The sequence below is a fragment of the Arthrobacter sp. FW306-04-A genome (genome assembly GCF_044358315.1).
Lineage (GTDB): Bacteria > Actinomycetota > Actinomycetes > Actinomycetales > Micrococcaceae > Arthrobacter.
In genome coordinates this window covers 4,021,376-4,035,374 of sequence record NZ_CP084559.1, presented here as the reverse complement: position 1 = coordinate 4,035,374, position 13,999 = coordinate 4,021,376, and the positions used below count along the sequence as shown (strand labels likewise).

13 protein-coding genes are annotated in these 13,999 nt (G+C 64.5%); 6 read left to right on the top strand and 7 right to left on the bottom strand.

Annotated elements, in window-relative coordinates; translation table 11 throughout:
* Positions 1 to 99: 99 nt before the first annotated feature.
* The 6 genes from LFT43_RS18820 to LFT43_RS18795 form a co-directional block, all read right to left on the bottom strand.
* Positions 100 to 1,305 (bottom strand): cation:proton antiporter, encoded by a 1,206-nt coding sequence (locus tag LFT43_RS18820; protein ID WP_395799443.1) that lies wholly within the window; start codon positions 1,303 to 1,305, stop codon positions 100 to 102.
* 5 nt (positions 1,306 to 1,310) lie between these two features.
* Positions 1,311 to 1,793, bottom strand: coding sequence for a cation:proton antiporter regulatory subunit (locus tag LFT43_RS18815; RefSeq protein WP_268020129.1), 483 nt, complete (start codon positions 1,791 to 1,793; stop codon positions 1,311 to 1,313).
* 44 nt (positions 1,794 to 1,837) lie between these two features.
* Complete coding sequence (locus LFT43_RS18810; RefSeq protein WP_395799440.1) at positions 1,838 to 2,656, bottom strand: glucosamine-6-phosphate deaminase; 819 nt, start codon at positions 2,654 to 2,656, stop codon at positions 1,838 to 1,840.
* A 50-nt stretch (positions 2,657 to 2,706) separates the two neighbouring features.
* Positions 2,707 to 4,236, bottom strand: a complete 1,530-nt coding sequence (locus tag LFT43_RS18805; protein ID WP_395799438.1) for a glycoside hydrolase family 3 protein — start codon at positions 4,234 to 4,236, stop codon at positions 2,707 to 2,709.
* Positions 4,237 to 4,300: 64 nt separating this feature from the next.
* On the bottom strand, positions 4,301 to 5,467 hold the full coding sequence (locus LFT43_RS18800; protein ID WP_395799436.1) for an ROK family protein: 1,167 nt from the start codon (positions 5,465 to 5,467) through the stop codon (positions 4,301 to 4,303).
* Between the two features lie 162 nt (positions 5,468 to 5,629).
* The gene (locus LFT43_RS18795; RefSeq protein ID WP_395799434.1) at positions 5,630 to 7,033 is read right to left on the bottom strand and encodes an MFS transporter; all 1,404 of its coding nucleotides are present in this window, start codon (positions 7,031 to 7,033) and stop codon (positions 5,630 to 5,632) included.
* A 190-nt stretch (positions 7,034 to 7,223) separates the two neighbouring features.
* Between LFT43_RS18795 and LFT43_RS18790 the strand changes: the two genes are divergently transcribed.
* The 6 genes from LFT43_RS18790 to mnhG are packed head-to-tail and all read left to right on the top strand — an operon-like array spanning position 7,224 to position 13,682.
* Positions 7,224 to 10,283: a Na+/H+ antiporter subunit A gene (locus LFT43_RS18790; RefSeq protein WP_395799432.1), complete on the top strand. Its 3,060-nt coding sequence runs from the start codon at positions 7,224 to 7,226 to the stop codon at positions 10,281 to 10,283.
* Complete coding sequence (locus LFT43_RS18785; RefSeq protein ID WP_395799430.1) at positions 10,280 to 10,735, top strand: Na(+)/H(+) antiporter subunit C; 456 nt, start codon at positions 10,280 to 10,282, stop codon at positions 10,733 to 10,735. The genes LFT43_RS18790 and LFT43_RS18785 overlap by 4 nt, the downstream gene beginning before the upstream one ends.
* Positions 10,732 to 12,366 (top strand): Na+/H+ antiporter subunit D, encoded by a 1,635-nt coding sequence (locus LFT43_RS18780; protein WP_395799428.1) that lies wholly within the window; start codon positions 10,732 to 10,734, stop codon positions 12,364 to 12,366. Before LFT43_RS18785 ends, LFT43_RS18780 begins: the two co-directional genes overlap by 4 nt.
* A complete protein-coding gene (locus LFT43_RS18775) occupies positions 12,363 to 12,929 on the top strand; it encodes a Na+/H+ antiporter subunit E (protein WP_395799426.1) in 567 nt (188 codons plus the stop codon). Before LFT43_RS18780 ends, LFT43_RS18775 begins: the two co-directional genes overlap by 4 nt.
* Complete coding sequence (locus tag LFT43_RS18770) at positions 12,926 to 13,204, top strand: monovalent cation/H+ antiporter complex subunit F (RefSeq protein ID WP_059389843.1); 279 nt, start codon at positions 12,926 to 12,928, stop codon at positions 13,202 to 13,204. The genes LFT43_RS18775 and LFT43_RS18770 overlap by 4 nt, the downstream gene beginning before the upstream one ends.
* Positions 13,194 to 13,682, top strand: a complete 489-nt coding sequence (gene mnhG, locus LFT43_RS18765; protein WP_395799424.1) for a monovalent cation/H(+) antiporter subunit G — start codon at positions 13,194 to 13,196, stop codon at positions 13,680 to 13,682. Before LFT43_RS18770 ends, mnhG begins: the two co-directional genes overlap by 11 nt.
* Here mnhG and LFT43_RS18760 read toward each other — a convergent pair.
* Complete coding sequence (locus LFT43_RS18760; RefSeq protein ID WP_395799422.1) at positions 13,679 to 13,939, bottom strand: DUF4235 domain-containing protein; 261 nt, start codon at positions 13,937 to 13,939, stop codon at positions 13,679 to 13,681. The two genes, mnhG and LFT43_RS18760, sit on opposite strands and share 4 nt — an antisense overlap.
* Between the last annotated feature and the right edge of the window lie 60 nt (positions 13,940 to 13,999).

Sequence of the window (13,999 nt, the reverse complement as noted above, 5' to 3'; positions counted from 1 at the left end):
CACTAGCCGGTTATCCACAGTGGGGAGGAGCAGTGACGGCCCGCCTACAGATCGAGGCGTGAGATCTCGCCTCTTTGGGCGTGTGAAAAGGCCGAGATCTCACGTCTCGAAGGAGGCAACGGGTTCGGATGTCTCCGGCTTGCGTGGAGACTTGCGGAAAACCTTGACCACAGGCTCCACGAAACGGGCTGCGAGCGGTCCGACGATGGCCATGAGCAGGACATACGCCGTAGCGAGGGCTGCGAGATCGCGCGGGACTGCTCCCGAGGTTACGGCCAACCCGGCAATGACAATCGAGAACTCGCCGCGGGCTATAAGGGCGGCTCCCGCGCGGAACCGGCCAGGTACGGCAATGCCTGCCCGCTTGGCGGCCCAGAATCCGGTCAGCAGCTTGGTAACAGCGGTCGCGAAGGCCAAGAGCAGCGCCCAGCCGAGCACCGGCGGGATGGTGGACGGGTCCGTGTTGAGTCCGAAGGCCACGAAAAAGATAGCGGCAAAAAGATCCCGCAGAGGCTCGAGAATTCGCGTCGCGTTGTGGGCGGTTGCCCCGGAAATCGCAATGCCCAGCATGAACGCGCCCACGGCCGCGGAGACCTGGAGGGCGGACGCGATGCCCGCTACCAATAGTGCGGCACCGAGGAGATTGAGCAGGAAGACTTCAGAGTTTTCGCTGTGCACTGCCTGGGATACCCGGTGGCCATGTTTGAGGGCCACCACCAGCACCAAGGTGACCACGGCCAATGCAATACCCACGGTCTGGAGTCCGCCCAGGAAGCCCACGCCCGCGAGGATCGCCGTGAGGATCGGGAGATAGATGGCCATGGTGAGGTCTTCGAACACCAGGATGGCGAGCACCACCGGAGTCTCACGGTTACCGATCCGGCCGAGGTCCGTGATCACTTTTGCGGCGATCCCCGAGGACGAAATATAGGTGACACCGCCCATGACGATCGCGCCCACAAGTCCCCAGCCGAGCAACACGGCGATACCCGCACCGGGAAGGAAATTCAGTATCAGGTCCAGCACGCCCGCTTGCCAGGACCGCCGCAACCCCGTGACGAGTTCGGCCGCTGTATATTCCAATCCGAGCATCAACAGGAGCAGGATGACACCGATTTCGCCGGAAAGATGCGCGAACTCGTGCATGCCATCGAGCTTGATCAGCCCGCCCGCCCCGAAGGCCAGTCCCCCCACCAGATAGAGCGGAATAGGGGACATGCCGATCCTGCCGGCCAATCGAGCCAAGAGGCCTAGGCAGAAGACGACTGCGCCCAGCTCAATGAGGGTCAGGGCCAGGGGGTCCATGAACTTCAGCCGTTGCGCAGAATGGCAGCCGCAGAGTCAAGACCTTCCTGCGTACCGACAGCCACCAGCAGATCACCCGTGTGAAGAACGAGGTCAGGTGCCGGTGACGGAACCACTTCGCCTTCTCGCATGATCGCCACGATCGAGACACCGCTGCGGGTGCGGATCTGGGCTTTGCCCATGGGCTGGTTGCTAAAAGGGGAGTCCGCGGTGATGGAGAACTGCCGCGTGGCAATGCCGGGGATTTCCTTGTGGGCCTCGGCGAGGCGCATGGCGATGTGCTGCCCACCCAAGAGGTTGCCCAGAGCGGCTGCTTCGTCGGCGGTCAACGGGATGGACGCCTGGCAGGTATCGGGATCGTCCCAGGTAGAGACGAAAAGCTCGGTTTCGCCTTCGCGCATCTCGACAACACCGATCCGGCGTCCCGAGGCCGTGATGAAATCCTTACGGACTCCAAGGCCTGGAAGTTCTGTCTCATCCACGTTCATAAGTCCACCCTAGCCCTCTTGGGCTGGCGGTGGAATGACGCCACTCACAGCCGCCGAACGAAGCGATCCGCCCCTTGCCAGGGGGTCAGCTCGAGTCCGCGCGCGGCGTCGTCGTAGTATTCCCGGTTGGAGAGCCCGGCGGCGGCTGCCTCATCGAGAACCACCACGGCGTCGGCATGCCATTGGAGGATCGAACCCGGGCACGACGCCGCGAGCGGGCCCTCGACGGCGGCAGCGATCGCGGCCGCTTTGGCAGCACCGGTGGCGATGAGCACCAGCCGGCGCGCATCCAGGACGGTTCCCAATCCCTGGGTGATGCAGTGCGTCGGAACATCGGCGTCGTTGTCGAAGAACCGGGCGTTGTCCCGCCGCGTGCGGGACGTCAGCCGCTTCAGCCGGGTCCGGGACGACAACGAGGATCCGGGCTCGTTGAAGCCCACGTGACCGTTGGCGCCGATTCCCAGGATCTGCACGTCGACGCCGCCGGCAGCGCGGATCGCAGCATCGTAGGCTGCCGCTCCCGCCTCGAGTTCCGCCTGCGTGGCACCGGTGCCGTCAGGGACATTCAGCCCGGCCAAGGGAAGCCCGATCACATCGCACACCTCACGGATCAACACCTGCCGATAGGACTGGACATGTCCAGCCGGGAGGCCCACGTATTCGTCCAAGGCGAAGCCCGTGGCGGCCGAAAAATCCACGCGGCCAGCTGCGGCGGCGGCCGCAAGCTCTGCGTACAATCCCAGCGGGGACGAGCCCGTGGCCAGGCCCAGGACTGGTCCGTTGCCCGCGGGAAGCCCCGAGAGGACGGCACGGGCAGCTGCCGAGGCGGCCGATTCCGGGGTGGGCGTGACAATGACTTCCATGGCAACTTTCTGTCGATGGGTGGTGTGCTGGCGCTGGCGGGCTTCGGCAGTCAGGCTTTGACAGTGCCGTCCAACAGCAGGGACGTCAGGGCCCGGGAGACCGTGAGGGACGCACCATAGGTGACGATGTCCGCCCCACCGCGCGGCCAGCCGCACTCGACGGCGATCACCGCGTGTCCTTCCGCCCTCAACCTCGCGAAAACGGTCCAGAGCGGGTGCTCGGCATCCAGGCCGCGCCCGACGACGGCGACCCGGGCGCCGTCGGGCACCTCGCCTTCGCCGACCACCGCTTGAGTGGTGGAAGCGGGACCCCAGGGCACGTGACCGACGGCGAAATTGGCTCCGGTTTCAACCTGCACGATGGCCACGGGCTCCTGCCGGGCGAGCCACTTTTCGGCTGCATCGGACACCTCGAAGGCCTCGGCGATGCGCTCGCCGTCGAGCTCCTTGGCGCCGGCAATCGTGCCGGAAGGCTGTGGCTGGCCGGTTTGGAGCCCTAGCTGGCCCCTGATGGCTGCCTCTTGGATTTCCGCGGCGCCCGCAGCGGGGAAGCGTGAGGACAGCGCCGCGGTGCGGGCAGCGGCATCCGCCAGCCGCTCGAGGGGTAGGCGTCCTTCCTCAACGGCGTCGGCGATCGCGTTGAGCGTCTGTTCGAAGAGGGCCGGGCCTGTTTCCGAGCCGAGGCACAGCAGGTCCGCCCCGGCCACCAGTGCACGGACGGCCGCTTCCGGAACGCCTGTCTCGGCGGATGCCCCGGCCATGTCCAGGGCATCCGTGATGATGACGCCTTCGAATCCCATGTCGCGGCGCAGCAGGTCTTGCAGGATGCTCGACGAGAACGTGGCGGGGTGGTCCGGGTCCAAGGCCTCAACCAGGATGTGGCTGGTCATGACGGTGGCACCGCCAGCCGCGACGAGCGCGCGGAACGGGACCAGTTCGCGGACATCCAGCGTTGCGGCGTCGGCCGTGACCCGCGGGAGTGCCAGGTGCGAATCGGCGGTGGTGTCGCCGTGGCCCGGGAAGTGCTTGGCGCAGGATGCCACACCGGCGTCTTCGAGTCCACGGATCCAGGCGGCAGTATGCCGGGCCACCAGGTCCGGTTCGGCCCCGAAGCTGCGCACGCCGATCACGGGATTGTCCGGAGCCGAATTGACGTCGGCATCCGGGGCCAGGTTGAGGTTGATGCCCAGGCCTGCGAGTTCGTAGCCGATGGCGCTGGCGCTGGCGGCGGTCAGTTCGACGTCGTCCAAACGCCCAAGCACTGCGTTGCCGGGCTGCGTTGATCCGGTGAGGTAGTGCAGGCGCGTGACGTCGCCTCCCTCTTCATCGACGGCGATGAGCGTGTTCGGGGAATGGGCGCGGAGCCCGGCGCAGAGCTCGCGCAACTGCACAGGGGACGCCACGTTGGTGCCGTAGAGGCACACAGCCGCGAGCCCGGCGTCGTACGCGTCCAGGATCCAGACGGGGACGGCGATGCCGGTGAACCCGGGCATGAGGGTGCCTGCCGCCAATCGGCGGAGGTGCGCGCGGGCGGGCCCGGTGGCAAAGGACTGGGTAGCGGGGGACTGAATCGTGTCCATGTCCGGCTCCTTTGGAGGGATGCTTATTGGGTAGTCAGGGCTGGAAACGGCGCAGGCGCGGCGCTCAGGCCACACCGAGCTGGTTCCACAGGACCATCACAGCGGCTCCGCGCAGGACAATGTCCTGTGCGTCTGCCGCGAGACGGACGGACACCGGTGAGGGGTCCTGGTGTAGCAGCCGTTCCAACAGGGTCTGCTGGACGGCGTCGAGAAGGGGGCCCTCCAAGAGCTCCCGGGGTCCGCTGAGGACCACTTCCGCCAAGTCGAGCGCGCCCACCACGGGCGCGAGGGCGATGGCGAGCCGCTCGCCTGCTTCCTGGAGTACGACGTCGGCCGCGGCCTCAGGTTCGGAGCTCGCCGCCGCTTCGGCCAGTGCGCGTTCGAGGCTGGGAACGGACATCCACGTTTCGAGGCAACCGGTCTTCCCGCACTTGCACATGGTTCCGCCGTCGGTGCCGACGGTAACGTGGCCGATTTCGCCTGCCGCGGAGTGGGCGCCGCGGGCACGCCGTCCGCCCACGATGAGTCCGGAGCCGACGCCGCGGCCGATTTTCACGAGGACCATGTCGTCACTGCCGCCGCCGAAGGTGTGGTCCGCGTGGACTGCGGCATCGGCGTCGTTGGATACGAGGGTCGGCAGGCCGGTGTGTTCCTGGAGGAGATCGCGCAGCGCAACATCCTTCCATTCGAAGTTGGGGGCCGTGGTGACCACGCCGTCCGCGTTGACGATGCCGGGGGTCCCGACTCCGATGCCCAGCAACGTGGCGGTGGCGCGCGCGATGGCCTCCGAAGCGAGTTCGAGGACCTGGTTGACCACGTCCCGCCCGGTTTCCGAAGCAATGGTGCGCTCGACGCGTTCGAGGATGTTGCCGTCAAGGTCCAGGACGGCGGCGCGCAGCACGGAGTTTTCGGCCAGATCCATGCCGATCACCTGGAGGCCTTGGCGGTTGATGTCCACCAGGATGGCCGGCTTCCCGGGGCGGACTTCATCCGATTGCCCCAGTTCCACCACGTGGCCGCGTTCGAGTAGGTCCGAGACGAGGTCTGATACGGTGACCCGGGTCAGGCCCAGCGTCCTGGAGAGTTCCGCGCGGCTCATCGCACCTGCCGAGTGCAGCGTCTGGCGCACCAAGGAGAGGTTGTGGGCACGCCCATCGGAGGGCAGTGTCGCGGCGCCTGTTCGATCGGTGCGGTGGCGGTCGGTCCGGGGGCGGTCACGAAGGGCTTCCATGTGAGTTAGTAAACTCTACTAACAATCAAAGATCAAGAGTTTTCCTCGTCATATTTTTGCCGTCCCGAGCGGGCCGCCCGTCCGGGACGGCCTTCACTGCAGCGCAGCTGTCTTTTAGAGCAGCGGTCCTCAGCGGGCAGCGGGACTGTGGCGAAGCGGTCCTCAGCGCAGCGGGACTGTGGCGATTTCCGTCTTGCTGGGTGATTTGACGGGCAGGATCACCAACAGGCCGGCCAGGAGCACCACCATGATGCCCAGAATGCCCCAGCGTTGGGCTCCGCCCGGCGCCACCAGGGGCGTCGCCACGGTAATGCACAAGCTGAAGAGCGCCGGTGCCAGGAAGCTCACCGCCCGGCCGGTGGTGGCGTAGAGTCCGAACAATTCGCCGGATTCGCCATCCGGCGCAAGCCTCGCGAGGTAGGCGCGGGAGGACGACTGGGCAGGTCCGACGAAGAGGCAAAGGAACAGGCCGAACACCCAGAAAGTGGCACTGCCTGCCCAGTGAGTCCCGAAGAATACGTAGTCTCCATTGCCGAGCACAAGAATCACGGTGCCGGCCGCCAGGAGCCCTATCAGGGAAATGATGATGACAGCCTTGGGTCCGATTCTGTCGTCCAGGAATCCGCCGATCATGGCACCGACGGCGGCCACCACGTTTCCGAAAATGGCGAAGAAAATGACTTGCTTGAGCTCGAATCCAAAGGTCCCGGCAGCAATGACTCCACCAAAGGTGAAGACCGCAGCGAGGCCGTCGCGGAAGATGGCACTCGCGAGGAGGAAATAGATAGTGTGCGGGCTGGTTCGATAGATGGCCGTGATCCGGCGGCCCAACAAGCCGTACGAGGCCAGGAACCCGAGCCGGGACTCCGGTTTCTTGACGGAAAGCTCCGGCACCGCAAAGAGGACGGGTAGCGCGAAGATGAAGAACCAAAGCGCAGAGAAAACAGCCACGAGCCTGATATTCAGGCTGTCCTGAGTGGAAGCTCCGAACCACTCAAACGACGGCTGGACGAAAAGCTGCAGCACCACGAGCAGCGCTACGATCCCGCCCAGGTACCCCATTCCCCAACCGAAGCCACTCACTTTGCCGATGTTGGCAGGGGTGGAGATCTGCGCCAGCATGGCGTTGTAGTTGACGCCCGCGAACTCGAAGAACACATGGCCAAGCGCTATAAGTGATACGCCAAGGAGCAGGAACTCGGGCTTGGGGAAGACGAAGAAGCACATGCCCGTGAGGACTGCGACAATCGCCGTGTTGACCCCGAGCCATAGTTTGCGGCGGCCACCGGAATCGGATCGTTGGCCCGTGATGGGCGCCAGGAGCGCAATCGCGACGCCGGCAATCGCCAACGCGGCCCCCAGTGCCGCAGATGCGGAGTCTCCTCCGCCGAAGGCTTTGGACGTCAGGTAGACAGTGAACACGAAGGTGGTCATGACGGCGTTGAATGCTGCGGAACCCCAGTCCCAGGAGGCCCACGCAAGAATCTGGCCCTTGTTGGACAGGGCAGGCCCGGAAGCAAGCTCGGATGCCGGGTGCGGGGCCTCAGGCGCAGTTGCCATGTTCATGGACTGAATGGTAACCGCCTGAAGCGACAGTTTTGGGACGTGAAGCCGGCCGGCATCGAACCGCCCCCTATACACCGTGGAAGCGGACATTGCTTGTCACATCCGGTTGATAAACTACCCGCACCGAACCCAACGATTGACCGCCTGCTCCAACTTTTGACAATTCATTCCTGACTTTGCGGAGATACCAGTGATCACAGTTCTTGCCGTGACCTTTGCAGCGGCAACTGTGGCGCCCTGGATCTTCCGGAAACTCCAGCGGAATGCCTTCTACGTCCTCGCGGCGGTTCCCGCCGGAGCCTTCGTCTGGCTGCTTTTGCAATATGGCCAGATCTATCCCGGCCAGAACCTTACTGGCTCCGGAGCAGGCACTTCGGGCGGCTTCATCGAAGAGACCCTCCCCTGGATTCCAAACCTCAAGCTTGAGTTTGCCTTCCGCATGGACCCTTTGGCCTGGGTGATGTCCTTGCTGGTCCTGGGTGTCGGCGCGCTCGTCTTGGTCTATTGCGCCCGTTACTTCAAGAACAAAGACGCCGATCTGGGCGGGTTCGGGGCCCAACTGCTTGCTTTTGCCGGGGCGATGTTCGGCCTGGTGACGGCCGACGACCTCCTGATGATGTTCATCTTCTGGGAACTCACCACAGTCTTGTCCTATCTGCTGATCGGGTACGCGCGCACCCGCCTCGCCGCCCGGCGCTCGGCGTTGCAGGCCCTCATGGTGACCACCGCCGGTGGCCTCGCCATGCTCGTCGGCCTGATCATTCTGGGCCAGGTGGCCGGAACGTACCGGATTTCGGCGGTCATGGCTCAAGCAGCCACCTTCGTCACGGGACCGGCGCAGGGAGCTGTCGCTGCCGCCGTCGTACTCATCCTGATAGGTGCGATTACCAAATCGGCGCTTGTCCCGTTCCACTTTTGGCTCCCGGGTGCCATGGCCGCCCCCACCCCGGTGAGCGCCTACCTGCACGCAGCCGCCATGGTGAAGGCCGGTATCTATATCGTGGCGCGCATGGCGCCGGGGTTCAGCGAAAGCCCCTACTGGTTGCCGCTGGTGCTCGGACTTGGCCTGTCGACGATGCTGGTTGGCGGGTATCGGGCGCTCCGGCAGACCGATATCAAGCTCATCCTCGCCTACGGCACAGTCAGCCAACTCGGGTTCCTGACCATGGTGGTGGGCCTCGGCCGGCCAGACGCCGCGCTCGCCGGACTCGCGCTCCTGCTGGCACACGGCCTCTTCAAGGCTTCGTTGTTCCTGGTGGTGGGCATCATCGACCACCAATCCGGCACACGCGATATCCGCAAACTCTCCGGGGTGTACAAGTCCTCGCGGGCCCTCGCCATCGTAGCTGGGATCGCCGCCGCGTCCATGGCCGGAATACCGCCGCTGGCGGGCTTCGTGGCCAAGGAATCCGTGTTCGAGGCGTTCGTCCACTACGGCGCCGGTCCCTCTGGCGCGGGCGCCGCGTCGCAGCCGTGGGGACTAATCCTCCTGGTGGGCTTGGTCTTGGGATCCGTCCTCACCTTCGCCTACAGCGCCCGCTTCATGTGGGGCGCGTTCGCCACCAAGCCGGGCGTGGACCCGACGCCGTTCAAGGCCGTCCAGCCATCGTTCCTGGCCGCACCCGCCATTCTGAGTTTCCTCACCATCGTGTACGGCCTGTGGCCGGATCCCGTTGACGGGTGGATCCAGCCGTATGCGGCCCTTTTTGCAGGGCACGACGCCGGAGCAGACACCGCCGTTGCCAGCCACCTGGCGCTGTGGCACGGCCTGACTCCCGCCTTGGGCCTCACCGCCGTGACGTTCGCGGCCGGCGTCGCGATGTTCTACGGCCGGAACCTTGTGTCCCGGGCGCAGAGCCGTATCCCGGACTGGGTGGACGGCGATCGCGCCTACCAGCGCACCATCGGCGCCCTGGACGACGTCGCCGTGTGGGTCACGGGGCGCACGCAGCGCGGTTCCCTGTACTTCTACTTGGCAGTCATACTCACGGTGGCTTTCGCCGTCCCGCTGACGGCCCTCATCATGGCCAACAAACCACTTCCGGGTGGTCTCTACCTGATCGACCCGAACTCGCCGCTCCAGCTCATCGCCGCGGCGGGAATCGTTGTTGGCGCGCTGGCCGCTGTTCGTGCCAACAAGCGCTTCCTCGCTGTGCTCATGGTCTCCGTCACCGGCTACGGCATCGCCCTGATGTTCGCGTTGCAGGGAGCCCCGGACCTCGCCCTGACCCAAATGCTCGTGGAGACCATCATCCTGGTGGCTTTCGTCCTGGCGATGCGCAGCCTCCCCCCGGAGCTCCGGGACCGCACCGGCGGCAAGTACCGGGTGGTGCGCGTCATTATCGGTGTGGCGTTCGGCGTCACCATGATCTTCGTGGCCATCTACGCCATGGGAGCCCGGATCGCGGAGCCCGTGTCGCTCTCCTTCCCCCGGCTGGCTTACGAAGGCGGCGGCGGCCTCAACGTCGTCAACGTGACGCTCGTGGACATCCGGGCGTGGGATACCTTCGGTGAGATTTCGGTGCTCGCGGTTGCGGCTACCGGCGTCGCGAGCTTGATCTTTGTCCGCAGCCGGGGTGAGCGCCTCAACAAGGCGGCCACGGTGCCCGAAGGCACGGTGGGAAGGCGCGCCGCCGTCGGGGGCAGTTCGCGCGAGGACGCTTCGCTGGCACTCGTGCGCAAGTTCGCCGGCTCCCTGACGGACCCCTGGCTTGTGGCTGGCCGAACCTTGGCACCCGAACGCCGTTCCATCATCTTCGAGGTGGTTACTCGGCTGATTTTCCACTCGCTGATCGTCTTCTCCGTATATCTGCTGCTGGCAGGACACAATCTTCCGGGCGGCGGCTTCGCAGGCGGACTCACGGCGGGACTCGCCTTGACCATCCGCTATTTGGCTGGCGGACGCTTCGAGTTGCGGGAAGCCGCACCGATCAGCGCCGGCATGCTGCTGGGAACGGGTCTCGCGACGGCGGCCGCTGCGGGCTTCGTTCCGCTGGTTCTGGGCGGCCAAGTGTTCCAAAGCGCCATCATCGGGTTCTGGCTGCCGCTGTTCGGCGACATCAAATTCGTCACCTCCACGATCTTCGACATTGGCGTTTACCTCGTGGTGGTGGGCCTTGCGCTCGACGTGTTGCGCAGCTTGGGAGCCGAGATCGACGAACACTTCGAAGAGACCGCCAGCGGGGACGCAGGTGGTCCCGGGGAAGCCCGGGCCACGGCGTCCACGGCATACGGGAAGAGGAGACCATGAGCGTCAACCTGACCTTGTTGATTGTCATGGGCTTGCTGTATGCCTGCGGAATCTATCTGATCCTGGAACGCAGCCTGACCCGCGTGCTGCTGGGGCTCATGCTTCTGGCCAACGCTACCAACCTGCTGCTCCTGTCCACCGGTGGCTATGCCGGACTTGCTCCGCTCTTCAACAAATCGACGGATCCGCGCGACTACAACGATCCTTTGCCGCAAGCCTTGATCCTGACATCGATCGTGATTTCCTTCGCGGTGACGGCCTTCATGCTTGGCATCATCTACCGGACCTGGGCTTTGGCACGCCAAGACGATATCCAGGATGACGCTGAAGACCGCCGAGTCGCCAAGACGCCCAGCTTTGACGCCGAGGACGATTCCGTGGTCCCCGAAGAAACGTCGGAGTTCCCAGTTACGGCAGTCACCGAAGCAGCCAAGGAAGGAGGCTCCGAGTGAACATCGCCAGCCTGGCGCCGCTCGCCGTCGTCCTTCCCATCCTCGGTGCCGCACTGACATTCGCCCTGAACAGGAACCCGCTGGGGCAGCGCGTGGTCAGCATCGGCCTGTTGTCCCTTACCCTGCTCCTGGAATGCTTGCTCCTTGCCTCGGTGTGGACCACCGGCACGGCATCTGTCACACTGGGCGGCTGGCAACCGCCCTGGGGCGTGGTGATGGTGGTGGACCAGTTCTCTTCTCTCATGCTGGTGGTTTCCTCCGTCATCAGCCTCGCCGTGCTGATCTACGCCACGGGTCAAGGCATGGCCGACGGCGACCGCGAAGCACCGGTGTCGATCTTCCACCCGACCTACTTGATCCTGGTGGCCGGTGTTTCCAACGCCTTCCTCACGGGTGACCTCTTCAACCTGTACGTCGGTTTCGAAATCCTGCTCACAGCGAGCTATGTGCTTATGACACTTGGCGGAACCGGTCCGCGTATCCGCGCAGGGGTCACCTATGTGGTGGTGTCCGTAGTGTCCTCGGTGTTGTTCCTGATCGCCATTGCGATGATTTACGGCGCCACCGGAACCATCAACATGGCGGACCTCGCCATCAAGCTTGCCGAATTGGACCCGGGTACCAGGAACTTGCTCCACGTCATGCTGCTGGTGGCGTTCGGCATCAAGGCCGCGGTGTTCCCGCTGTCCTTCTGGCTCCCTGACTCGTATCCGACAGCCCCCGCACCGGTCACCGCCGTGTTCGCCGGCTTGCTCACCAAAGTAGGCGTCTACGCGATGGTCCGTACGGAGACGCTTCTGTTTCCAGGCGACACATTGAACACCCCGTTGATGGTTGTGGCGCTACTGACCATGCTGGTAGGTATCCTCGGCGCCCTAGCCCAGAGCGACATAAAACGTTTGCTCTCCTTCACCTTGGTCAGCCATATCGGTTACATGGTGTTCGGCCTGGCCATGTCCTCGATTGCGGGGCTTGCTGCTGCCGTCTTCTACGTGGCCCACCACATCACCGTCCAAACGAGCCTGTTCCTGGTGACGGGCCTGATCGAGCGCCGCGGAGGCAGTTCGTCCATGGACAGGCTCGGTGGGCTCGCCAAACTTTCCCCGCTCCTTGCGCTCTTGTTCTTCATTCCGGCCATGAACCTCGCCGGAATTCCACCGTTCTCGGGGTTCCTGGGGAAACTCGGGCTCATGCAGGCCGGCATTGCACTGGGCACGCCTTTGGCTATCACCTTGGTGGTGGGCGGGGTGGTCACCAGCCTCTTGACCTTGCTGGCCCTTGCCCGCGTCTGGAACCGCGCATTCTGGCGGAAACCCGAGGATGCGGAGTACCCGGACCCGGTTCTGAAGGACAGAACCGGCGTCGGATTGCTTCCGCGGACCATGGTGGGGCCAACCGCCGCGCTAGTGGTGTTTGGCGTTGCGCTGACCGTCTTTGCAGGTCCGCTGTTCCAATTGGCCGGCAACTCCGCGGAACAGATGCTGGACCGCACGGCATATATCCGCTCCGTACTTGGCGAGCATGCCCCGATCCCGGGAATCGCCGCGCCACAGGGTGACACGCCCCCGGGCTCGCCAGCCGGCGGGGCTTCCTCGGGCTCGCCCGCGCCAGTGCAAGGAGGGGGCAAGTGAGCCGCAGACGGATATCATTCCGCACCGAGTTGCCCCTGCTGGTCTGGCTGGTAGTCGTCTGGGGTGCTCTCTGGCGGGACTTCAGCCCGGGCAACCTCGTCTTCGGTGCCTTGATTGCGGTGGTAGTGGCCAGGATCTTCTACTTGCCTCCCGTGGACCTCAGCGGACGCTTCAACGTGCTTCGTGCCATTCCTTTCGTCGTGGTGTTCCTTGGCAAAGTGGTGGCCGCGAGCTTCCAGGTCATGTACTTGGCGATCTTCCGCGGGCCCTCGGTGACCAACGCTGTCGTCGCTGTTCCGTTACGTAGCCATTCCGACCTCATGGTCACGGCCACGGGACACGTGATTTCGCTGATCCCGGGTTCGCTGGTGGTTGAGGTGGACCGTTCTACGTCCACTCTTTACATCCACGGGCTCAATGTCCGCAACGATTCAGACACCGCCAAGCTGCGCCGGGAAGTCCAGGACACCGAGGCCTCTTTGATACGGATCATGGGCACACGGGCGGAAGTGGACGCACTCCAGGCAGAAGGCTGGCCTGGAACGAGGGGAGCCAATTCATGAAAGACATCGTGCTAATCGTTACGGCGGTCATTCTCAGCCTCGCGGCGGCCGGCGCGATCTACAGGATCGCCGTCGGGCCGTCGCTGCTGGACCGCGTGCTCGCCTCAGACGTTCTCCTGGCCATCCTGGGTGCGGCGCTGGCGATCGACATGGCCGTTAACCGGCACCTCAATAACCTCGTGCTGCTCGTGGCGCTGACGTTGATTGGGTTTATTGGTTCGGTGACCGTGGCCCGCTTCGTGGCCGACCGGAGGGGACAGGTCAATGACTCCTGACGCCACCGGAGTGGATGCAGTGATCGATGCAGTGACTGCAGTGCTGCTGATTGTTGGTGCGCTGATGTCATTGGGCGCGGCAATCGGCTTGTTGCGCTTCCCGGACCTCATGAGCCGCATGCACGCAGCCACCAAGCCGCAAGTATTGGGGCTGTTCCTGGTCTTGGCGGCCATCGGGCTGCAGCTGCGCGAATGGTGGGTATGGCCGGTCCTGCTGATCGCCTGGATTTTCCAACTGCTGACAGTGCCGGTGTCCGCACACATGGTGGGCCGTGCAGGCTACAGGACGAAGCACCTCCACCCCGAGCTGCTCAGCGCAGACGAACTCGAGGCCGTGGTGTTGCGTGCTGCTGGTGAGCGGGCAGCCGAGAAAGCTCAAGAAGCAGGTCCGGACGGGCCCCATAGCCGGAACGGTGGGCACCCGGGTGGCATCTCAGGGGATAGCGGGCCCAAAGGGAATGGCGGCGCGTCGTCCTAGACGATGTCCGGCGTCTTCGAGAAGCGTGAGATGGCGCGCTGGGTACTGCGGCCGGCTACAACCTGGATGATAGTGCTGACAGCGGCCGAAATCAGGGCGAAGGTCAGCGCTGAGCGCAGGCTGGTTTCCATGTCGTCGTGGCCTTTGGGCGGCTTGTTGCCTGTGGCCTTTTCCCACAATGCGTTGACGACCTTGCTGCCGACGATTCCTGCGCCGATGCTCACACCGGTGCCGAGCAGTTTGAAGAGCAGGTTCATTCCGGGACTCCTTGCGGGAGGAAACAGGATCATCCCCAGCCTATCCCCACTTCAGGACAG

What these genes read in the sequence shown, in the direction of transcription:
- LFT43_RS18820 (WP_395799443.1), bottom strand. Translation starts at nt 1,305, where the DNA reads ATGGACCCCCTGGCCCTGACCCTCATTGAGCTGGGCGCAGTCGTCTTC.
- LFT43_RS18815 (WP_268020129.1), bottom strand. Translation starts at nt 1,793, where the DNA reads ATGAACGTGGATGAGACAGAACTTCCAGGCCTTGGAGTCCGTAAGGAT.
- LFT43_RS18810 (WP_395799440.1), bottom strand. Translation starts at nt 2,656, where the DNA reads ATGGAAGTCATTGTCACGCCCACCCCGGAATCGGCCGCCTCGGCAGCT.
- LFT43_RS18805 (WP_395799438.1), bottom strand. Translation starts at nt 4,236, where the DNA reads ATGGACACGATTCAGTCCCCCGCTACCCAGTCCTTTGCCACCGGGCCC.
- LFT43_RS18800 (WP_395799436.1), bottom strand. Translation starts at nt 5,467, where the DNA reads ATGGAAGCCCTTCGTGACCGCCCCCGGACCGACCGCCACCGCACCGAT.
- LFT43_RS18795 (WP_395799434.1), bottom strand. Translation starts at nt 7,033, where the DNA reads ATGAACATGGCAACTGCGCCTGAGGCCCCGCACCCGGCATCCGAGCTT.
- LFT43_RS18785 (WP_395799430.1), top strand. Translation starts at nt 10,280, where the DNA reads ATGAGCGTCAACCTGACCTTGTTGATTGTCATGGGCTTGCTGTATGCC.
- LFT43_RS18770 (WP_059389843.1), top strand. Translation starts at nt 12,926, where the DNA reads ATGAAAGACATCGTGCTAATCGTTACGGCGGTCATTCTCAGCCTCGCG.
- mnhG (WP_395799424.1), top strand. Translation starts at nt 13,194, where the DNA reads ATGACTCCTGACGCCACCGGAGTGGATGCAGTGATCGATGCAGTGACT.
- LFT43_RS18760 (WP_395799422.1), bottom strand. Translation starts at nt 13,939, where the DNA reads ATGAACCTGCTCTTCAAACTGCTCGGCACCGGTGTGAGCATCGGCGCA.